At 60.8% G+C, this 21,256-nt stretch carries 20 protein-coding genes; 11 read left to right on the plus strand and 9 right to left on the minus strand.

The genetic code is table 11. From position 1 onward, the window contains the following. Positions 1–136 precede the first annotated feature (136 nt). Entirely contained in the window at positions 137–1,054 is a 918-nt protein-coding gene (gene metR / locus HU731_RS21640; RefSeq protein WP_003188924.1) for a transcriptional regulator MetR, read from the minus strand. Between the two features lie 182 nt (positions 1,055–1,236). Between metR and HU731_RS21645 the strand changes: the two genes are divergently transcribed. From HU731_RS21645 to HU731_RS21665, 5 genes are all read left to right on the plus strand, one after another. Further along, positions 1,237–2,256 carry an alpha/beta fold hydrolase gene (locus HU731_RS21645; RefSeq protein WP_186609278.1) on the plus strand — a complete coding sequence of 340 codons (1,020 nt, stop codon included), beginning with the start codon at positions 1,237–1,239 and terminating at the stop codon, positions 2,254–2,256. A gap of 54 nt (positions 2,257–2,310) precedes the next feature. Then, positions 2,311–2,964 carry a DsbA family oxidoreductase gene (locus HU731_RS21650; RefSeq protein ID WP_186609280.1) on the plus strand — a complete coding sequence of 218 codons (654 nt, stop codon included), beginning with the start codon at positions 2,311–2,313 and terminating at the stop codon, positions 2,962–2,964. Between the two features lie 566 nt (positions 2,965–3,530). Further along, a complete protein-coding gene (locus HU731_RS21655) occupies positions 3,531–4,451 on the plus strand; it encodes an arginase family protein (RefSeq protein ID WP_186609281.1) in 921 nt (306 codons plus the stop codon). Then, a complete protein-coding gene (locus HU731_RS21660; protein WP_003188930.1) occupies positions 4,448–4,828 on the plus strand; it encodes a DMT family transporter in 381 nt (126 codons plus the stop codon). The genes HU731_RS21655 and HU731_RS21660 overlap by 4 nt, the downstream gene beginning before the upstream one ends. Next, on the plus strand, positions 4,825–5,229 hold the full coding sequence (locus HU731_RS21665) for an EamA family transporter (protein ID WP_014717122.1): 405 nt from the start codon (positions 4,825–4,827) through the stop codon (positions 5,227–5,229). Before HU731_RS21660 ends, HU731_RS21665 begins: the two co-directional genes overlap by 4 nt. Positions 5,230–5,362: 133 nt before the next feature. Here HU731_RS21665 and HU731_RS21670 read toward each other — a convergent pair whose 3' ends face one another. After that, positions 5,363–6,133, minus strand: coding sequence for a MipA/OmpV family protein (locus tag HU731_RS21670; protein WP_138761393.1), 771 nt, complete (start codon positions 6,131–6,133; stop codon positions 5,363–5,365). A 241-nt stretch (positions 6,134–6,374) separates the two neighbouring features. On the opposite strand from HU731_RS21670, the gene HU731_RS21675 reads away from it, so the two are divergent. The 6 genes from HU731_RS21675 (at position 6,375) to HU731_RS21700 (ending at position 13,929) form a co-directional block, all read left to right on the plus strand. Further along, positions 6,375–7,079 carry an MtnX-like HAD-IB family phosphatase gene (locus HU731_RS21675; protein WP_186609285.1) on the plus strand — a complete coding sequence of 235 codons (705 nt, stop codon included), beginning with the start codon at positions 6,375–6,377 and terminating at the stop codon, positions 7,077–7,079. After that, positions 7,072–8,466 carry an aspartate aminotransferase family protein gene (locus HU731_RS21680; RefSeq protein ID WP_003188936.1) on the plus strand — a complete coding sequence of 465 codons (1,395 nt, stop codon included), beginning with the start codon at positions 7,072–7,074 and terminating at the stop codon, positions 8,464–8,466. The genes HU731_RS21675 and HU731_RS21680 overlap by 8 nt, the downstream gene beginning before the upstream one ends. Next, entirely contained in the window at positions 8,463–9,311 is an 849-nt protein-coding gene (locus HU731_RS21685; RefSeq protein WP_186609287.1) for an alpha/beta hydrolase, read from the plus strand. Before HU731_RS21680 ends, HU731_RS21685 begins: the two co-directional genes overlap by 4 nt. A gap of 328 nt (positions 9,312–9,639) precedes the next feature. Next, on the plus strand, positions 9,640–10,764 hold the full coding sequence (locus HU731_RS21690) for a GNAT family N-acetyltransferase (protein ID WP_186608797.1): 1,125 nt from the start codon (positions 9,640–9,642) through the stop codon (positions 10,762–10,764). After that, positions 10,764–12,542: a sensor histidine kinase gene (locus HU731_RS21695; RefSeq protein ID WP_186608798.1), complete on the plus strand. Its 1,779-nt coding sequence runs from the start codon at positions 10,764–10,766 to the stop codon at positions 12,540–12,542. Before HU731_RS21690 ends, HU731_RS21695 begins: the two co-directional genes overlap by 1 nt. After that, positions 12,532–13,929, plus strand: coding sequence for a sigma-54-dependent transcriptional regulator (locus tag HU731_RS21700; RefSeq protein ID WP_014717128.1), 1,398 nt, complete (start codon positions 12,532–12,534; stop codon positions 13,927–13,929). The genes HU731_RS21695 and HU731_RS21700 overlap by 11 nt, the downstream gene beginning before the upstream one ends. 152 nt (positions 13,930–14,081) lie before the next feature. Here the strand turns inward: HU731_RS21700 and HU731_RS21705 are convergent, their stop codons facing one another. From HU731_RS21705 to HU731_RS21735, 7 genes are all read right to left on the minus strand, one after another. Further along, positions 14,082–14,420, minus strand: a complete 339-nt coding sequence (locus HU731_RS21705) for a GlpM family protein (RefSeq protein WP_186608799.1) — start codon at positions 14,418–14,420, stop codon at positions 14,082–14,084. Beyond that, positions 14,420–15,757: a two-component response regulator AauR gene (gene aauR / locus HU731_RS21710; protein WP_186608800.1), complete on the minus strand. Its 1,338-nt coding sequence runs from the start codon at positions 15,755–15,757 to the stop codon at positions 14,420–14,422. Before aauR ends, HU731_RS21705 begins: the two co-directional genes overlap by 1 nt. Then, positions 15,754–17,655, minus strand: coding sequence for a two-component sensor histidine kinase AauS (gene aauS / locus HU731_RS21715; protein WP_186608801.1), 1,902 nt, complete (start codon positions 17,653–17,655; stop codon positions 15,754–15,756). Before aauS ends, aauR begins: the two co-directional genes overlap by 4 nt. Before the next feature lie 56 nt (positions 17,656–17,711). Beyond that, positions 17,712–18,446 (minus strand): amino acid ABC transporter ATP-binding protein, encoded by a 735-nt coding sequence (locus HU731_RS21720; RefSeq protein ID WP_003188952.1) that lies wholly within the window; start codon positions 18,444–18,446, stop codon positions 17,712–17,714. Next, positions 18,443–19,114: an amino acid ABC transporter permease gene (locus tag HU731_RS21725; protein ID WP_032893330.1), complete on the minus strand. Its 672-nt coding sequence runs from the start codon at positions 19,112–19,114 to the stop codon at positions 18,443–18,445. Before HU731_RS21725 ends, HU731_RS21720 begins: the two co-directional genes overlap by 4 nt. After that, positions 19,114–19,860 carry an amino acid ABC transporter permease gene (locus HU731_RS21730; RefSeq protein WP_003188956.1) on the minus strand — a complete coding sequence of 249 codons (747 nt, stop codon included), beginning with the start codon at positions 19,858–19,860 and terminating at the stop codon, positions 19,114–19,116. Before HU731_RS21730 ends, HU731_RS21725 begins: the two co-directional genes overlap by 1 nt. 194 nt (positions 19,861–20,054) lie before the next feature. Next, on the minus strand, positions 20,055–20,981 hold the full coding sequence (locus tag HU731_RS21735; protein WP_186608802.1) for a glutamate/aspartate ABC transporter substrate-binding protein: 927 nt from the start codon (positions 20,979–20,981) through the stop codon (positions 20,055–20,057). Positions 20,982–21,256 lie beyond the last annotated feature (275 nt).

The following is a 21,256-nucleotide window of genomic DNA, read 5'->3' on the forward strand; positions in this document are numbered from 1 at the left end:
AGGAGCGAGCTTGCTCGCGAAAAACGTCAACGATAACGCGTGCTTCCTGAGTAAACGCGGCGTCTGTGAGTTTTTCGCGAGCAAGCTCGCTCCTACGGCAAGGCGATGGCGTTATTTCAATGAAGCTGTTCCCCGCTCAACGCACCGCGCTGACGCCATCCAGCGTGGAAAACGAGGTGTCCTTGGCCGTCAGCAGGAAGTCGCGCATATAAGGCGCATCGAGCATGTCGGCACGAATGCCCGCATACAACGTTGCAAACAAGCCTTTCTCGCCCAACCGCTTGGCCTTCACATACCCCCGCGAGCTGTATTCATGCAGCGCCCAGTGGGGCATGCCGCACACCCCACGGCCGCTGGCCACCAGTTGCATCATCATCACCGTCAGCTCCGAAGTCCGCACCTGGGCCGGTTCAACGTCGGCCGGTTCCAGGAAGCGGGTGAAGATGTCCAGGCGATCACGTTCCACCGGGTAGGTGATCAGGGTTTCTGTCAGCAGGTCTTCGGGCACGATGTAAGACTTGTTCGCCAGCGCGTGCTGGTTGGCCACCGCCAGCATGGCTTCGTAGGTGAACAGCGGCACGTAGGTGATGCCCGGCAATTCCAGCGGGTCGGAAGTCACCACCAGGTCCAGGTCGCCACGGGCCAGGGCCGGCAGCGGCGCGAAGGCAAAGCCGGACGCCAGGTCCAGCTCGACTTCCGGCCAGGCATCGCGGAACTGGTCGATGGTCGGCATCAGCCACTGGAAACAGCTGTGGCATTCGATCGCCATGTGCAATCGCCCGGCGGTGCCGCCAGCCAGGCGCGCAATATCGCGCTCGGCACCGCGCAGCAACGGCAGGGTGGCGTCGGCCAATTGCAGCAGGCGCAGGCCGGCGCTGGTGAAGCGCACCGGTTTGGTCTTGCGCACGAACAACGGCATGCCCAAGCGCTCTTCCAGCTCTTTGAACTGGTGGGAGAGGGCGGACTGGGTCAAGTGCAGGCGTTCGGCGGCTTCTACCAGGCTGTCGGCTTCGCGCAAGGCGTGCAGGGTTTTCAAGTGACGGATTTCGAGCACAGGCGCTCCATGAAGAAAATTTGCGGCGAAAACGGATTGCGTGATTTTGTCTCATGTTGTGGGGCGTGTCGACCATGACCACTGGGCACTCTTCATCAAACTGTCATCGAACTGTGGCAGCGCGCTTGAACAAACTTCATCAGACTCGCGCTCTACTGGGGTTCTGCGTTTCGGTGTTTTTCATGCGTGTGTTGTTTTTAGTGGCCGCTCTCCTGTTCGGCCTGCCGTCTTTTGCGGCTTCTCGATGCGATGTCAATGTCCCGACCCAAACGGTCGACCTGGCTCAGGTGAGCATCGCCTATCAAAGTATCGGCCGTGCGTCCGACCCTGCGTTATTGCTGGTGATGGGCCTGGGCGGACAGTTGATTCACTGGCCGGATGAAGTGGTGGTGGCCCTGTGCGAGCAAGGCTTTCGGGTGATCCGCTATGACAATCGCGATGTCGGCCTGTCCACCTGGCGGCAGGCGCCGGCGAGCGCCAACCTGACTTTCGAAGTGCTGCGCTACAAGCTCGGCCTGCCGGTGGCGGCCCCTTATACCTTGACCGATATGGCCGACGACGCTCTGGGGTTGATGGATGCGTTGCAGGTGCAGCAATTTCACGTACTCGGCGCGAGCATGGGCGGCATGATCGCCCAACACCTGGCGGCCATGGCGCCACAGCGCGTGGAAAGCCTGACCCTGATCATGACCAGCTCCGGCGCCGAGGGCCTGCCTGCGCCGAACGCGGCGCTGGTGCAATTGCTGTCGCGGCGCAGCGCGCCCAACCGTGAGGTGGCGCTGGAGCAACAGGCGGATTTGCTCGCGGCGTTGGGCAGCCCGGATATCAAGGACGATCGCCAGGCGTTGCTGCACCAGGCGGCGCTGTCCTATGACCGCGCCTTCAACCCCGAGGGTGTGAAGCGCCAGATCATGGCGATCCTGGCCGAGCCAAGCCGCGTGCCCTTGCTCAACCAACTTCGGGTGCCTGCCCTGGTGGTGCATGGCACCGCCGACCCCTTGCTGCCGGTGATGCACGGCGTGCACCTGGCCGCGCATATCCAGGGTAGCCAGTTGAAATTGATTCCCGGCCTGGCCCACCGTTTTCAGGAAGCGTTCAAGGCGCCCTTGCTGGCGGCGGTGTTGCCTTACCTGCAAGCCCATCGCCAGGATACCGCGCACTGGGCGCAGATCGATTTGAGCGAGCCTTCGAAGGTGCTGTGAAGGTGGTGTATCGTGCAACCTTTATGCGCATGACTGCCTGCGAGGTTGCCCACCATGAGTACTCCCCTGAAAATCGATTTCGTCAGCGACGTGTCCTGCCCTTGGTGCATCATCGGCCTGCGCGGCTTGACCGAAGCCCTCGACCAGCTCGGCAGCGAAGTGCAGGCCGAGATTCATTTCCAGCCGTTTGAACTGAACCCGAACATGCCCGCCGAAGGTCAGAACATCGTCGAGCACATCACCGAAAAGTACGGCTCCACGGCTGAAGAGTCCCAGGCTAATCGTGCGCGCATCCGTGACATGGGCGCCGCTTTGGGCTTTGCTTTTCGCACTGACGGCCAGAGCCGTATCTACAACACCTTCGATGCGCACCGCCTGTTGCATTGGGCCGGGTTGGAAGGTTTGCAGTACAACCTCAAGGAAGCGCTGTTCAAGGCGTACTTCAGCGATGGCCAGGATCCTTCCGACCACGCGACCCTGGCGATCATCGCCGAGAGCGTCGGGCTGGACATTGCGCGCGCCGCCCAGATTCTGGCCAGCGATGAATACGCCGCCGAGGTCCGCGAGCAGGAGCAGCTGTGGGTTTCCCGTGGGGTGAGTTCGGTGCCGACCATTGTCTTCAATGACCAATATGCGGTGAGCGGTGGGCAACCGGCTGAAGCCTTCGTGGGCGCGATTCGCCAGATCATCAACGAATCGAAATCCTGAGGCCTAGCACGGAGCAAAATGTGGGAGCTGGCTTGCCTGCGAGGGCCATAGGTATTTAACAACTTTGTGGGTTGTAACAGCAGACGGTAACCACGATGCGAAGCGAGTCGCTCTTGATCTTGCTCTTGCTCTGCTTTTGATCTTAAGCGCCCCGTTAAACCACGCTGGCCGAACGCAGGCTTGAATTCGTGGGTAACCCGGCAGGACGCCGGGTTAGCCGCCCCGCGCCATGGATGGCGCGTGGCGGCGGCCCACGGATTCAAGCCTGTGTTCGGGCACACCGAGCCTAAGCGAGGTGCCGAGTGGTGGGGCAAGAGCGTTTTGCTTACTTTTGCGCTTTTCAAAAGTGAGCCGCCGTCAGGGCGGAACCCTAAGTGGCCGTTACCTAAATAACGGATATGTACCCGGCCCAACTGTGTTGACTGTTAGGCCGTCTTCGCAGGCAAGCCAGCTCCCACATTTGATCTGTGTCGGCATTAAGAGAAGCGCTGGCCCATCCCTTGCATTACCCCCCTAAAGCCCAACCGGCCTGCGGTTGGGCGCTGCCATTAGGGGTGTAACTTACCTTGAATATTCTTGACCTTGACCACAGCCTCACCGGCCAGGCGCCGATTGCCCGGCGGTTGGCCAGCGGTCGGGCCACGCGCCTGGACCTGCTGGACCTGGGCCCGAAATTGCGTTTGTGGTCCACCGAAAAAACATGGAAGCGTTTCGTCGAGCGCCTGGCCCAACGGCCACGGCCCCGTGACGCGCGCCCGGAAATCCTGTTTGTCGGCTCCGGCGATTATCACCACCTCACGCCGGCATTTTTGGCCGACCTCAAAGAGCCTGTCAGCCTGATCCACTTTGACAACCACCCCGACTGGGTGCGCTTTGCGCCCAAGCGGCACTGCGGTTCGTGGGTCAATCGGGCACTGAAGATGCCGGCGATCCAACGCATCGTCACCCTCGGCCCGTGCAGCGATGACCTGCATAACCCGCAACTGCGCGGCGGCAACCTCGGCGCCCTCAAGCGCGGGCGTTTGCAGCTGTTTCCCTGGCAGCATCCGCCGTCCAAGGTCTGGGGCCGGGTCGGTGACGGCGCCGGCCACCAGCAACAGGAAAACCACCTGCACTGGCGCAACCTGGCGGACCTGGATTGGGCCGCCTTCCTCGACCAGATGATTGCCAGCCTGCCCACCGAGGCGATCTGGATCACCATCGACAAAGATGTGCTCGCCAGTGAAGACGCTGCCACCAACTGGGACCAGGGCGGCATGCGCCTGACCCATTTGCTCCAGGCCCTGCGGGCGTTGGCGGCGCATAAACGCATCATTGGCATCGACGTTTGCGGGGAGTTCGCTACGCCGGCATTCAGCAACGCGTTCAAGCGCTGGGAAGCCAAGTCCGACCAGCCGCCACCGGAGCGCTGGAGCCCGCAAGACTTGCAGCGCAATGCTGCAACCAACGAAGCCTTGATCGACCTGTTTGAGGAGCTGTTCCCGTGACCCTGACCGTGGTGTTGTTACTGGCGTTTTCCATCGTTCTTGATGTGATTGGCCAGCTGTGTTTCAAACTGGGCGTGGACCGTTTGCCGCAACTTGATGGCGGTTTTCGCCTGCGCGCGTTCTGGGGCCAGGTGTTCAATGCGCCGCTGTTGTGGGCCGGCGTCGGGGCCTATGTGATTGAGTTTTTTGTCTGGCTCGAAGCATTGTCCCGCGCGCCCTTGAGTCTGCTGTTTCCGCTGGCGGCGTTGGCCTATTGCCTGGTGGTGCTGGCGGGCAGGGTGGTGCTCAAGGAAACCGTCAGCCGACGCCGTTGGCTGGGCACGTTAGTGATCACTTTGGGTGTGATGTTGGTAGCAATCGCGGGGAATCAGGCATGACAACGCAAACAATCAATACTGGCTGGCTGCATGGGCGGCTTGGCACCCTGGTGCTGTGGGCACTGCTGATCGCCACCGAAAGCGCCGGGCAGTTGTTCACCAAGGTGGCCGGCGATCAATTGGGGCCGATGGACTTCAGTTGGCAATGGCTGGCCGACGTGGCGCGCAACCCGGGAATTCTGGCGGCGATTGCCAGCTATCTCGGGGCGTTTTTTGTGTGGATGCTGATTCTGCGACGTAGCAGTTTGTCCCTGGCGTTTCCGCTGAGTTCGCTGGTGTTTGTGGCCGTATTGCTGGGTTCTTGGCTGGGGCTGGGCGAGCACATCAGCGTGCTGCATTGGGTGGGCGTGGTGGTGATTATCGGTGGTATCGCGCTGTTGGCTGAAGGCGAAGAACACTGAACGTAGTGCTATGAAACACAGGCCCAATGTGGGAGCGGGCTTGCTCGCGAATGCGGTGGGTCAGTGAAGTATCGGGTGACTGACACACTGCTTTCGCGAGCAAGCCCGCTCCCACATTTTGCTCCCGTGTAATTCAGTCGAAGGTGTAGCTGATCGCCGTCTGCACCTGGCCCTGATTCACCTGGCCAGCCTCCTTGACGATGCTGCTCTTGGCCGCCGACCCCACCAGGTGTACCCAGCTGGCGCTGGTCAGCAGTGACCAATGGGGCGCCAGGGGAAATGCGAAGCTCTGGCTCAGCGTCACGTTCTGGAAGCCCCCGCTCGCGTTATACGGCCGCAAGCCCGAGGCGACAGCTTCGTTGTTGTCCACGCCGAAGAAGGTATTGGTCTGGCGCGCATCGGCAAAATGCGCAACCAGGCCACTGCTGCCGATAATCCCGCCACCCACGGGGTAACCCAGTTCACCGCCGATTTTACCCAGGGCGCCGCTCTGGGAATGCCCGCCGCCCACGGCCTGGCCCAATTGCGCATAGACCCGCCAGAAATTGGCCGGGGCGTATTGGACGAAACCGCCCACTTCCGCCATGTCCGACACGTTGCGCAGGCCTTGCAACTCGCCGTTGGAGGTACGCCCCGCGAGGTAGTTGATATAGGGGCCAGCGGTAAGGCCGTGGGTATCCAGGGCGCTCCAGGTCAGGCCGTCATCGGTGCTCAGGCTGACGTTACCCCAATCCAGGTCCAGGTACGGCACAGGCCGGGTTTCGTAGCGGCTGCCAGTGGGGTCGTGGGGCTGATAGCTGAGGCCCGCGCCCACATCGCCCGTGATGCCCTCTGCCCATGCGGCCCCGCAAAGGCCCCACCCTCCAAGTAAACCGGTGAATACAGCAGCAGCGAGCTTGGACATGGGGACGTTTCCTGAAGGTGGGCAGGCGCGCATGAACGCGCAAACCGACGCGCCCGCGCAAGCACTCATGTTGTTTGTAGCAAGCTACAAAAATTGTAGCTCCTGCGACACCCATCGCTGCGCATTTCACGCCAACCCCCAGCCCTGCGGGGGTTTGGCCAGTTGGCACAGTCCCTGCTCTATCCCTTGGCAAGCGCAGACAGCGCGCTCCTCCAAGGCCCTTTACCTAAAGGAAAGGCAGATGATCAACTGGCATATCGTGTGTGACTTCGACGGGACCATTACCCCCACCGATGTCATCGACAACGTCCTCCAACGCTTCGCCGGCCCCGAGTGGGAAACCATTGAGCAGGAATGGCTGGATGGGCATATCGGTTCACGCGAATGCCTGAGCCGCCAACTGGCGCTGATCAAGGCCACCCCGGCTGAACTGCTGGCGTACTTTGACAGCGTCGAGATCGACCCGGACTTCCCGGACTTCGTCGATCACGTCATGGGCCTGGGTGCCTCCATCGAAGTGGTCAGCGACGGCATCGAGCAGGGCATTGCCCGCATCCTTTCGCGCAACTACGTGACCTTGTTGCCGATCCTCGCCAACCGCCTGCGCCAGGTCGACCAGGACAGCTGGCGCATCGACTTCCCGTATGCCAGCGATGCCTGCCGCGCCGCTTCGGGCAACTGCAAGTGCAAATCCACGCCGCGCAACAAGCGCGTGCTGGTGATCGGCGACGGCAAGTCCGACATGTGCGTGGCCTCCACCGCCGACTTCGTGTTTGCCAAGGGCAGCCTCGCCGACTACTGCGTCGCCCACCAGATCCCTCATGCGCGCTTCGACACCTTTGCGCAAGTGCCGGCGTTGCTGGCCAAGCTGCCACAAGGCCTCGCTGCCAACGCCACCCCCTTCAACACCTCTTCTGACCATCAGGAACTCTTCCATCATGTCTGATATCCGTATCGCTACCGCCGAAGACCAGGTGCTTCTGGATAAAGAAGCCAAGTACTGCTCCTACGGCGACACCGTTCACTACATCGAGCCACCGCGTATCTTCAGCCGCTGCGAAGGCTCGTATGTATGGGACACCGAAGACCAGGCCTACCTCGACCTGCAGATGTGGTACTCGGCCGTCAACTTCGGCTATGCCAACCCGCGCCTGAACAACGCGCTGAAAAAACAGATCGACACCCTGCCGCAAATCGCCAGCCAGTACCTGCACAAAGGCAAGATCGAGCTGTCGGAAATGATCGCGGTCGATGCCAAGAACAAGTTCGGCCTCGACGGCCGTGTGCACTTCAACGTCGGCGGTTCGCAGTCCATCGAGGACTCCCTGAAAGTGGTGCGCAACGCCAGCAACGGCAAAAGCCTGATGTTCGCCTTCGAAGGCGGCTATCACGGCCGCACCCTCGGCGCCTCGTCGATCACCTCCAGCTTCCGCTATCGTCGTCGCTACGGCCACTTTGGCGAGCGCGCCAATTTCATCCCATTCCCTTACCACTTCCGTGGCCCGAAGGGCATGACCAAGGAAGAGTACGGCAGCCATTGCGTGCAGCAGTTCGCCCGCTTGTTCGAGACCGAATACAACGGTGTCTGGGACCCTAAAACCAACCAGTGCGAATACGCAGCTTTCTATGTCGAGCCGATCCAGGGCACCGGTGGCTACGTGATCCCGCCGATGAATTTCTACCGCGAGCTCAAGCACGTCCTGGACCAGCACGGCATCCTGATGGTGTCCGACGAAATCCAGATGGGCTTCTACCGCACCGGCAAGCTCTGGTCGATCGAGCACTTCGACGTGCAGCCAGACGTGATCGTGTTCGGCAAGGCGCTGACCAACGGCCTCAACCCACTGGGCGGTATCTGGGCCCGTGAAGAGTTGATCAACCCGAAGGTGTTCCCGCCAGGTTCTACCCACTCCACCTTCGCCTCCAACCCCTTGGGTACCGCGGTGGGCCTGGAAATGTTCAAGATGACCAGCGAAGTCGACTACGGCGCCATGGTCATGGCCAAGGGCAAATACTTCCTGGAAGGCCTGCAAGACTTGCAAAAACGCTTCCCGATCATCGGCGATGTGGACGGCCTGGGCCTGGCGCTGCGCTGCGAGATCTGCGGCCCGGATGGCTTCACCCCGGACAAGGCGACCCTGGACTACATGGTCGAAGAAGGCATGAAAGGCGACATGCTGGTAGACGGCCAGAAGCTTGGGTTGATCCTCGACGTGGGCGGTTACTACAAGAACGTGATCACCCTGGCGCCGTCTCTGGAGATCAGCTACCCGGAAATCGACCTGGGCCTCAAGTTGCTGGAGCAACTGCTGGTGCGAGCGACCACGCGGTGAATGCTCAAGGGATCGACCTCGGTGAAGGCACTGCCGGTTTCGTTCTCGGTGATGGTCCGGTCGGGATCCTGTTGATCCACGGCCTGACCGGCACACCGACCGAGTTGCGCCAGGTCGCCAAGGGCCTGGCCAAGGCGGGTAACTGCACGGTGTATGTGCCCACGCTGGCCGGGCACTGCGGCGACAACAGCGACTTGCAGGCCACCGGCTGGCAGGACTGGTACGAAGGCGTGCGCAACACCTTCGTGCAGGTCAAGCAACGCCATGCCCAGGTGTTTGTCGGCGGCTTGTCCATGGGCGCGGTGATGTCGATGTATGTGGCGTCCGAACACCCAGGGCAAGTCGCCGGGTTGCTGATGTATTCCACCACCTTGAAGTACGACGGCTGGAGCATCAACAAACTGGCGTTTCTCACGCCCTTGCTGATGAAGATTCCATTCGGCGTGCACATGTGCAGCTTCGAAGAGAAGCCGCCCTACGGCATCAAGAACGAGCGCCTGCGGGCCATCGTCGAGCGGCAGATGAAGGAAGGCGAGAGCAGCGAGGCGGGGTTGCTGACCATGGAAGGCATCACCGTGCGCGAGCTGCACCGCATGAACGCCGTGGTCAAGAAACGCATGCCGCAGATCAAGGTGCCAGCGCTGGTGCTGCATTCCATCGAGGACGACATCACCAGCCGATGGAACGCCGATTACGTAGAGCGCCACCTCGGCGGGCCGGTGACCAAGATCCTGTTGGACAACTGCTACCACATGATCACCGTCGATTTGCAGTACCGGCGAGTGATCGAGTTGAGTGCCGGGTTTGTCGAGCAGCACGCAGTGCAACTCAATCGTGTGGCGTGATTAGTTACTTGTAGGAGCGAGCTTGCTCGCGAAGGTCGTTAACGATAACGCGTACTGCCAGGTTGAACGCGGTGGCTGTTCGATTTTCGCGAGCAAGCTCGCTCCTACAGTAGAGCGGTGTTCCGGCGGGTGATCGAGTTGAGTGCCGGGTTTATCGAGCAGCACGCAGTGCAACTCAATCGTGTGGCGTGATTAGTTACTTGTAGGAGCGAGCTTGCTCGCGAAGGTCGTTAACGATAACGCGTACTGCCAGTTTGAACGCGGTGGTTGTTCGATTTTCGCGAGCAAGCTCGCTCCTACAGTAGAGCGGTGTTGATAAGGAAAAACTGTGATAACCACCCAAGCCTACCCGACCATCCGGGCTATCCAGCGCGATGCCTGGAACGACTGTTTTCCAGGTGCCCTGGAGGATTGGGACTATTACCTGGCCGTGGAAAACGCCGTGATCGATGATTTTCAGTGGCGTTACCTGGCGGTCTTTGAAAACCAAACGCTGGTGGCCGTGGCTGCCGCGTTCATCACCCATTATCGCCTCGACACCACGGTGTCGGGCGCCGGCAAGCGCTTGGCCGAGCGCCTGGAGCGGCTGTGGCCGGGCGTTTTGCAACTGGCGTTGTACGCCATTGGTTCGCCGGTGGCTGAACGCTGTGATGCCGGTGTCGCCAGCCATGTGCCCGAATCCCGGCGCCCGTTGCTGTTGCAGCAATTACTGGCGGCTGCGCGCAGCGATGCCGATGCGCTCGGTATCGGCTTGCTGGCGGTCAAGGATGCGCCCACCAACGACCCGCATTGGGCCCAGAGCTGCCTTGCAGCAGGTTTTCAAAGCATGCCCAGCTTGCCCACCGGGGTGTTGCCGCTGCCTTATGGCTCGGTGGATGCCTACCTAGGTTCGCTGGGCAAATCCACGCGCAAGGACCTGCGCCGCAAACTGCGCGCACCGGGGCCGCGGGTCGAGTGGCGGCGTAATATCGACGACGTGCTGCCCGAGGTCATGCGCCTGTATGAAGCCACGCTCGCGCGCGCAGACTTGCAGTTCGAACGCCTGCCCGCCGGTTACTTCACGGGCGTGCTCGAACACCTGCACGAGCGGGCGGTCTGTGTTCTGTACTGGGTGGACGAGCGCCTGGTGGCGTTCAACCTTATCCTGCTGGACGAGCATCGGCTGGTGGACAAGTTCTTTGGTCATGACCTTGAGTTCAGCCGCGAATACAACCTGTACTTCCGTAGCTGGCTGACCAATGTCGACTACTGTATTGAACACCGTATCCCGCTGTACGAGTGCGGCCAGGCCGGGTATGCCAGTAAACTGCGCCTGGGGTGTGAGTTTAAGGGCAACAGCCTGTTCTTCCGCCACCGCAACCGGCTGGTCAACGGCCTGCTCACGCTTGTAAAACTGTTTATTCGACCGGATCGTTCCGACCCTGCCATGGCTGCTGCGATAAGCGAAACCTGATGATTACCAAGACCCGCCAGAAAGCCCGCCCCTTTGCCATCTCGCGTTGGAGCGTCCAGCGCAAGCTGGTGCTGGCGTTCTGGCTGGTCAGCGTGATTCCCACCATGATCGCGGCTGAACTGGCCGCCACCACGCTGTCGCAGATTTTCGACAGCAACGTGCGGATCTGGCTGCAAGAGTCGACCAAGATCGTCAAGGACGAAATCGGCGACATCCTTCACGACAACGCGCGCATGGCCAAGCTGTTCCTGCGCTACACCAGCCCGCCGTCGTCCAAAAATGCCGAGAAGCATGACCGTCTCACCGCTGACATTGCCGATGCCACCGATATCGACGTGGTTGCGCTGATTCGCACCAGCGACCGTAAAGTGATGTTCAGCACGGCCGCCGATGACATCGTCAGGCAGATCAACCTCACCAGCAACGCGGTGCTGCAGACCGTGCAAGTCGCCGGCGTGAGCACGGGCCTGGTGGTGTCTACCTTCGAAACCAGCCGTGATGGCGTCGATTACCTGTTGCTGGTTGCCACTTACCTGGACAGCAGTTTCCTCACCAGCGTGGCCGATGTGCATTCCCTCGACCTGCGTTTGTACCTGGCCAACCCTGCCGGTTTCTCCGAGATATTTTCCACCCAGCGCTTCGCCAATCACCCCTCGCGCATCCCCAAGAATGTCGAGGCCTACCTGCGCAGCACCAAGCAGCCCAGCGAGCAGTTCACTAATCAGTACAGCGGGTTGTATTGGCCGATTTTCAATGACGCCGGCGAGTTGCAAGGCGTGATCTTCAGCGGCCTGCTACGCCATACCAGCCTGGTGGGGCTGGTGAACCAGAGCAACCTGTTCGTGCTGATCTTCCTGGTCAGCTCGGCGCTGTCACTGGCGGCCGGGTTGTTGGTGTCGCGGCGCCTGACCAAGCCCCTGCGCGATTTGTCCCAGGGCGTGGATGCAGTGATCTCGGGCAGTTATGCGCACCGAGTGGTGGTCAGTGGTGGTGACGAACTGGCGCAACTGAGCAGCACCTTTAACCACATGACCGAACGCCTGGGCGAGTTGCATCACCTGGAAGCCCAGCTGCGTCGGCGTGACCGCTTGCATGCCCTGGGTGAAGTCGCCATGGGCCTGGCCCATGAAATTCGCAACCCGCTGGGCATCATCAAGACCGCCACCCAACTGTTGCATCGGCGCGCTGACCTGGCGGAAACCGACAAGCGTCACCTGGAATATGTCATCAGCGAAGTCAGCCGCATCAACGACCTGATTACCGAGTTCCTCGATTTCGCCAAGCCCAACCCGCCGATACGCGTGCAGCAACCGGCACGCGCCCTGGTGGAAGAAATCCTCGGTTTCTGCGGCCCGGAGCTCAGTAGCCATCGCATTGACGCGCAGATCGACGACCAGGCGCCTGGCGCGACGATCTACGCCGATGCCAAGCAGCTCAAGCAGGCGTGTCTCAACCTGATTCTCAACGCCATCGACGCGATGCCCGACGGCGGGCGCCTGACCCTGGGCATTCGCAGCGTGGGCGACAACACCGTGATCAGCATCGCCGATACCGGCGAGGGCATCCCGGCGGACATGGTGGAGCGCATTTTCACGCCATTCGTGACCACCAAGGCCTCGGGCACGGGCCTGGGCCTGGCCAAAGTCTATTCGATCATGGAAAGTCACGACGGCAGCATCGAATGCGCCAGCGAGAAAGATGCCGGCGCGACCTTCAGCCTGTACATTCCGGCTGACGGTGAAGACGACGGTGAAGATGAGGACGGGCATGACGCATAACGTATTGGTGGTCGACGACGAGCCCAAGCTCTGTGATCTGCTGACCCAGGCCCTGAGCCAGAACGGCATCCAGGTGTTCAGCGCAGGCAATGGCCTGCATGCGCTCAAGGTGTTGGGGGAGGAAGACATCGACCTGGTCATCAGCGACTGGCGCATGCCGGGCATGGACGGGCCGGCGTTGCTGGCCGAGATCAAGGTGCGTTATCCGACCTTGCCGGTAATTGTGATGACGGCCTACAGCACGGTAAAAAATGCCGTGCAGTCGATGCGTAACGGTGCCTATGACTACATTGCCAAGCCGTTCGACATCGACGAGCTGGACATCACCGTGGCCAAGGCCCTGCAATTTCGCGACATCATGCGCGACAACGCGCGCATGCGCGCCGAGCTGGACGAACATGCACAGTTCGACAGCCTGGTGGGCGACAGCCCGGCGTTTCGCCAGGTGCTCCAGGCGGTGGACTCCGTGCGCGACAGCAACGCCACCATCTTGCTGACCGGTGAAAGCGGCACCGGCAAGGAGATGGTCGCCCGCGCCATCCACAAGCATGGCAGCCGTGCCGACCAACCCTTCGTGGCGGTCAATTGTGCGGCCATTCCTGAAGGCCTGCTGGAAAGCGAGATGTTTGGCCATCGCAAAGGCGCGTTCACTGGCGCCGTGGCTGATCGGGTAGGGCGCTTCATGCAGGCCGACAAGGGCACGCTGTTTCTGGATGAGGTGGGTGATATGCCCTTGGCGTTGCAGGCCAAGATTCTGCGCGCCTTGCAGGAACGGGTTATTGAACCGGTAGGCGACCCCCGCGAGCGCAAGGTGGATGTACGGGTGATTGCCGCCACCAACAAGAACCTGCTGGACGCGGTGGCGGCCAAGGAGTTTCGCGAAGACCTGTATTACCGCCTGAATGTCTTCCCGATTCCGTTGCCGTCGTTGCGCGAACGCGTGGAAGACATCGCGCCCCTGGCGCGCCACTTCGCCCACACCCTGAGCGCCACCACGGGCAAGCGCATCACCGGTTTCAGCCCCGAGGCCTTGCAGGCCATGGCGGCGTATCACTGGCCGGGCAACATCCGCGAGCTGCAGAACTGCGTGGAGCGCGCGACCATCGTGGCGGCTTCATCGGTGATCGAAGATATTGATTTGCCGGGGTATCTGTTTGCTTCCAAACCGAGCGAGGGCGATGTGACCGCGATCCTCAGCGACGGGCCGGGCGTGCCGCGGGACCTGGATGCGGCGCTGGCCGAGGTGGAGAAAGCCTACATTCTTGCGGCGTTGCAGGAGAGTAATGGGGTGCAGGCCGCGGCGGCGCAGCGGATCGGGATTTCCGAGCGCAGCTTCTGGTATCGCCTGAAGAAGCTGGGCATTCAGGTCGACAAAATAGTCCGCTGACACACTGTGATTAAACATGTTGTAGGAGCGAGCTTGCTCGCGAAAAACGTTAACGATGACGCGTACTTCCTGAATAAACGCGGCGCCTATGAGTTTCTCGCGAGCAAGCTCGCTCCTACAAAGGGCGATCTCACATGTTTAATTATGGTGTGTCAGGTGTGCAGGCGAACCCACACGCTGACCAACACCGTCGCAGCCATCAGCCAGGCCACGGCGGCGACGGCCAGCGATGCCTCCAACCGCAGCCGATCCACCATCACATACAACGTCACCAAATACACAAAATACGGAATGATCGACCACATCCCGAACAGGATCGTAGTCTTCAAGTCTGCAACTGTTCGGCCTTTGCCGACGATGTAATGGGCGATCAGCGCAAAAGTGGGAAACAGCGGCACCAAGCCTGCGATGTAATAATTTTTGGTCTTGGCCAGCGCCGCCAGGATCAGCACCACGGCGGCGCCAAGTGCAGCCTTCAAGAACAGATCCATCAGTGACTCAACCCGTATTTCTTGACCTTGTCGAACAGCGTGGTCTTGGCCATCCCCAGTTCCTGGCTGGCCTGGGTCAGGTTGCCGCCGCTGCGTTGCAGGGCATCGTTGAGCAGGTTGCGCTCAAAGGCTTCCACCGCCTCGGTAAAGGCAACCCCTTGGTTGCCGCTGCCGGCGCCGCTTTTCTTGAAGGCGGGCAGGCCGAGGGCGAAACGTTCGGCGACGTTGCGCAGCTCACGCACATTGCCTGGCCAGTCGTGGCTCATCAGGCTGGACAGGGTCTGGTTGTCCAGCTCCGGCACCGCTCGGTCGAAGCGTAGCGACGATTGCTGCAGGAAATGTTCGAACAGTTGCAGGATGTCTTCACGCCGCTCGCGCAGGGGCGGCAGTTCCAGGGTGACCACGTTGAGGCGGTAGTACAGGTCGCTGCGGAACTGGCTGGCGCGGCTCAATTCGTCGAGGTCGGACTTGGTGGCAGCGATTACCCGGCAATCCACCGCCACGCTCTGGTTCGAACCCAGGCGTTCCAGCGTACGTTCTTGCAGCACCCGCAGTAATTTGATCTGCAGGTTGATCGGCATGCTCTCTACTTCATCGAGAAATAGCGTGCCTTGATGGGCATGCTCGATCTTGCCGATACGACGTTTGCCGGCGCCGGTGAAGGCGTTGGCCTCGTGGCCGAAAATCTCGCTTTCAAACAGGTTCTCCGGCAGGCCACCGCAGTTGAGGGCGACGAACTGGTGGGTATGGCGCCGGCTGAAATCATGCAGGCAACGCGCGACCAGTTCCTTGCCGGTGCCGGTTTCGCCTTCGATCAACACGTTGGCCGAGGTGTCGGCGACATTGGCAATCAGTTCGCGCAGGTTCTGCATGGCCGGCGAGCGGCCGATGATGCGGCCTTCCAGCGAGTCGCGTTCGGCCAGTTGCCGGCGTAGCGACCAGACTTCCCGCGCCAGCCCGCGTTGTTCCAGGGCGCGACGTGCCACCTCTACCAGGCGTTCGGGCGAGAAGGGTTTCTCCATGAAGTCGTAGGCGCCGTTACGCATGGCGCCCACCGCCATGGAGATATCGCCATGCCCGGTGATCAACACCACCGGCAGGCTTTTATCCAGGGCCTTGAGGCGGGTCAGCAGTTCCAGGCCATCGATGCCCGGCAAGCGGATGTCGCTGATGACGATGCCGGCGAAGTTTTCGCCGATGCGCTTGAGCGCTTCTTCGGCGCTGCCCACGCCGACGCTGGTAATGTCTTCGAGCGCCAGTGCTTGCTGGCAACCGAGCAGTACATGGGGGTCGTCCTCGACGATCAGGACGGTGAGGTCTTGGGCTTGTGTATTCATGTCGACTCAGCTCGTTGAGCGCCCACCAATGGCAGGTTCAGGACAAAGGCGGTACCACCATTGGCCGGATGTTCCACGGCCAGGCTGCCGCCGGTGGCGGCCGCGAGGCTCGCGGAAAGCGTCAGGCCCAGGCCCAGGCCTTGTTCGCCGGGCTTGGTGGTAAAAAAGGGTTCGAACAAATGCTTGCGCGCCTCGGGGTCGATGCCGTGGCCATTATCACGCACCAGCAGGCGGTATTTGCCGTCGCCGCTCTGGCCTTCCAGCCACAGCTGCGGCGCCGCTTGGGCCTGCATCGCATCGAGGGCGTTGCCGATCAGGTTGACCAGGATCTGCTCCAGGCGGGTCTGGTCGATCTGCAATTGGGCATTGGCAAAGTCACGGTGCACGGTCAATGGCAGGCTGTCCAGGCGCGCGCCGAGCACTTGGAACGCGGCGTCCACGGCTTTGCCGAGGCTGGCTTCGCCCTGGTCGTCACCGCGCCGGGCAAAGGAGCGCAGGCTGGCGGTGATGCGGCCCATGCGGTCGATCAGTTCGTTAATAGTCTTGAGGTTGGTGCTGGCGGTGTCCAGGGCGCCTCGCTCAAGGAAGCGGACGGTGTTGCCCGACAGCGTACGCAACGCCGCCAGCGGCTGGTTCAGTTCGTGGGCGATGCTGGTGGACATCTGGCCAATGGCTGCGAGTTTGCCGGCCTGCACCAGTTCGTCCTGGGCGTGGCGCAGGGTTTCTTCGGCCTGGCGTCGTTCGCGAATCTGGCCCTTGAGCCGTTCGTTGCTGGCGCGCAGGTCGGCGGTGCGTTCGGCAATCCGTCGCTCAAGCTGGCTGTTGGCTTCCTGCAAGGCTTCCCGTGCGGCGAGGCGGGTGGCGATGACCTTGCGCCGTTCGTTCCAGGCGATCAGCAGGAAGGCGACCAGGCCAAAGGCGACGGCCACCAGGATGCCCTGGTTGATCGCGGCGCGGCGCAGGTCGTTGAGCGGGGTGAGCAGGGTGAAGTTCCACGGCGTGTCGTTGAGCGGGCGGGTCTGGGCCAGGTAGCTGACGGCGTGCTGGTCGTTGACCACTTCAGTGTTGGCCGGGAAGGTCAGTTTCTCGGTGCCTTCGTTCAGGCGCTCACGGGCCAGGGGTTGCAGTTCATTGAGCGTCGCCCAGTAATATTGAAGGCTGTGGGCCAGGCGGTCCTTGGTGTCATCGCTCAGCGGGCGTACAGCCTTGAGGCGACGCGCCGGGTCGCTGGAAAGAATAATGATGCCGTTCTCATCGCTCACGAAAGCTTCGAGGCGCGCACGTTGCCAGCGTTCTTCAAGGGCTTCGAGGCGTACCTTGACCACGGCGACGCCGATGATCTTGCCGTGCTCTTCCAGGCCATGGGCCAGGTAATAGCCTGGTTCGCCGTTGGTGCTGCCGATGCCGTAGAAACGACCGGGCTGGCCGCGTACGGCGTTCTGGAAATAAGCACGAAAGGATAGGTCTTCGCCTTGGTAACTGTCGGCATCGCGCCAGTTACTGGTGGCCAGCACGCGGCCGGTGGTGTCCATCACATAGATGGCGCGGCTGCGACTGCGGCGGTTCAGGCCTTCGAGGTAGTCGTTGACCGTCTTGCGGGTTTCCTGGCTCGGCTCGGCGAGCAATTGGGAAACACTGGACTCCAATTCCAGCAGGCTGGGCAGGTAGGTGTACTTGCTCAGTTCGCTTTCGACGGTGCGGGCGTGCAGCTCCAACTGGCGTTCGCCGTTGTCGCTGAGGGTGCGGATGCCGTAGTAGTCACTGACCCAGAAGCCGATATAACCCAGGCCGACCATCAGGGCGATGATCAACGGCGGCAGGAACAGTTGGCGTATCAGACGAGGCTTCACGGCAAGTGATGGCGGCGCGGCGCGATATTGATTGGGGTCGCATTTCATCACAGATGCCTTGGGTCAGCTACTTCTCGCCTGCCAACTGTAGGAGCGAGTTGCTGTTAGTGCTGCAGGATTTTCTCAAGGAAGTGCTGCGCACGCTCGGAGCGGGCGCTGATGTCGCCGAAGAACTCTTCTTTGGGGCAGTCTTCGATGATCTTGCCGGCGTCCATGAAGATCACGCGGTCGGCCACTTTGCGCGCAAAGCCCATTTCGTGGGTCACGCACATCATGGTCATGCCTTCGTGGGCCAGTTGCACCATCACGTCGAGCACTTCGTTGACCATTTCCGGGTCCAGCGCCGAGGTCGGTTCGTCGAACAGCATGACGATCGGGTCCATGGCCAGGGCGCGGGCAATCGCCACACGTTGTTGCTGGCCGCCGGAGAGTTGGCCAGGGTGCTTGTGGGCGTGCGCCGACAAGCCCACGCGGTCGAGCAGTTGCAGGCCTTTCTTGGTGGCCTCTTCCTTGCTGCGGCCCAGCACCTTGATCTGCGCGATGGTCAGGTTTTCGGTGATGGTCAGGTGCGGGAACAGTTCGAAGTGCTGGAACACCATGCCCACGCGCGAACGCAGTTTTGGCAAGTTGGTCTTCGGGTCGGCGATGGAGGTGCCGTCGACCACGATGTCGCCCTTCTGGAACGGTTCCAGTGCGTTGACGCACTTGATCAGGGTGGATTTGCCCGAGCCGGATGGCCCGCACACCACGATCACTTCGCCTTTTTTAACCTCGGTGCTGCAATCGGTCAGCACCTGGAAGTCGCCATACCACTTGTTGATGTTCTTGATAGAGATCATACGGCAAACCTTTTTTGCAGACGCTTGACCAGCAGCGAGGCGGAAAAGCTGATGATGAAGTAGACGACACCGGCAAAGATCAGGAACTCATTGGAGCGGCCGATGATGTCGCCGTTGGAGCGGGCGGAGTTGAGGAAGTCCACCAGGCCCACGGTGTAGACCAGGGAAGTGTCCTGGAACAGGATGATCGACTGTTGCAGCAGCAACGGCGTCATCTTGCGAAACGCCTGGGGCAGGATGATCAGGCGCATGGTCTGGCCGTAGGTCATGCCCATGGCTTGTGCCGCCGCCATCTGGCCCTTGGGAATCGACTGCACGCCGGCTCGGACGATTTCGCAGAAGTACGCAGCCTCGAACATCATGAACGCTACGACGCAGGAGGTGAACGCACCGATGGGGGTGTCTTCACCGGTGATCCAGCGCAACACGAACGGCACCGCCAGGTAGAACCAGGTGATCACCAGCAGCAACGGGATCGAGCGGAAGTAGTTCACGTAGGCGCCGGCCACGCGGGACAGCAGTTTGTTGGACGACAAGCGCATCAGGGCCAGGATAGTCCCGATGATGATGCCGCCGACCACGCCCATGACCATCAGCTTCAAGGTCATGACCATGCCGTTCCACAGGCCTGGAATGGCGGGGATGATGCCGCTGAAATCGAATTCCATTATTTGCCCCCCACGGAGATCAGGCCGGGCACTGCGACTTTCTTCTCGACCACGCGCATCAGCAGCATCAGGCTCATGTTCAGGGTGAAGTAGATCAGCGTGGCCAGGGTGAAGGCTTCAAACAGGTTGGCCGAGAACTCGGCGGTCTGTTTGGTTTGCGCCAGCAGTTCCATCAAGCCGATCAAGGACGCCACGGAGGAGTTCTTGAACACGTTGAGAAATTCCGAGGTAAGCGGCGGAATGATGATGCGGTAAGCCTGGGGCAGCAGCACGTTCCAGTAGATCTGCGGCAGCTTGAAGCCCATGGCGCGCGCCGCGGATTCCTGGCCGCGTGGCAGCGCCTGGATACCGGTACGCACTTGCTCGCACACACGGGCGGCGGTGAACAGGCCCAGGCACACCACGACACTCAGGTAGGCCGAGGTGGTCGGGTTCAGGTCTTGTTTGTACCAGTCCTGCAGGTTCTGCGGCAGCATGTCCGGTACCAGAAAGTACCAGATGAACAGCTGAACCAGCAGCGGCACGTTACGAAACAGTTCCACGTAGCAGGTCGCGATGCCCGATACGAGGCGGTTTGGCACAGTGCGCATGACCCCCAGAATGGAGCCCAGCAGCAAGGCGATAATCCATGCCACGATAGCGATGGCGATGGTCCAGCCCAGCCCGGAGAGGTACCAGTCGAGATAAGTCTCGCTGCCCACGCCGGTGGACTTGAAGAACACGCCCCAGTCCCAGTTGTAATTCATTAGGGTCTCCCCTCGAGATCGATCGATGTACAAGCACCCGCTTGGGGAAGATCCGTTCCCGCCTGACGTTGAACGCCAGGCACACACGATCGGCTCGAAAACCGCCAGGTCGAGTGTTCCAAGTTAAAGCCAGCAGGTAATTACAGACGCCTGAGGGAGGGTTGGCTCCCTCAGGACATAAGCTTAGTCAGGTATCAGATTTTTACTTCTGGCGCTGGTTTGTCGCTTGGGTTAGCGATCAGCTCCTTGACCTTGTCGCTCATCGGGAAGTTCAGGTTCAGGCCCTTTGGTGGGATCGGGCTTTCGAACCATTTGGCGTAGATCTTGTTGATCTCGCCGGACTTGTACAGGGCGACGATGGCGTCATCCACGGCTTTCTTGAAGTCCGGGTCGCCTTTGCGAACCATGCACGCGTAGGCTTCGAAGGACTGCGGAGTACCGGTAATGACCCAGTCGTTCGGCTTCTTGGCCTTGGCTTCTTCACCGGCCAGCAGGGCGTCGTCCATCATGAACGCAACGGCGCGGCCGCTTTCGAGCATCTGGAAGGATTCGCCGTGGTCTTTGGCGGAGATGACGTTCATGCCCATCTGCTTGTCGGCGTTCATCGCCTTGATGATGCGCTCGGACGTGGTGCCGGCGGTGGTCACGACGTTTTTGCCTTTCAGGTCGGCAAAGTCAGCGTAGGACGGCTTGCCTTCCTTGTCTTTCTTGACCAGCAGACGGGTGCCGATTTCGAAGATGTTGACGGTGAAATCAACTTGCTGGGCGCGTTCGGCGTTATTGGTGGTGGAGCCGCACTCCAGATCCGCGGTGCCGTTCTGGATCAGCGGGATACGGGTTTGCGAGGTCACCAGGTTGTACTTGGCTTTGAGGTCGGGTTTGTTCAGGTCTTTTTTCAGCTGCTCGACGACGGCCAACTGGATGTCGTGGGAATAGCCCACGGGTTTGCCCGAACCATCCGCGATGTAGGAAAACGGAATGGAGCTGTCGCGGTGAGCGAGAGTGATGGTGCCGGAGTCGTTGATTTTCTTCAGTGTGCCGGTGAGTTCGGCGGCAAAAACTGGAGTGCTGATCAGAGCAGCAGCGATAGCTGCGCCCAGGATATGGGGAACGATGCGCATCAATACTTCCTCGACATTTGTTTTTTTTATGAAGCCAGCTGAACGGCTCTCTTGTACAGCGACTGCCCGTGACGGCTCCTAAGGCGCCCCAGGCAATCGTTGAAGAGTGTAGAGCATGAGTCGTGCCATACCGAAAACAAAAGGATAACTACATGATTTATATCGAAATTAACTTTTTGTTTCGGCGATATTTTTGGTCGCTGGTCCGGCAAACCGAATAGTCCAGAGGGGCGCGTTCGGAAAACCGAATAGCCTGTAGGAGCGAGCTTGCTCGC

It is taken from the genome of Pseudomonas salmasensis, from assembly GCF_014268375.2.
GTDB classification, from domain to species: Bacteria; Pseudomonadota; Gammaproteobacteria; order Pseudomonadales; family Pseudomonadaceae; genus Aquipseudomonas; species Aquipseudomonas salmasensis.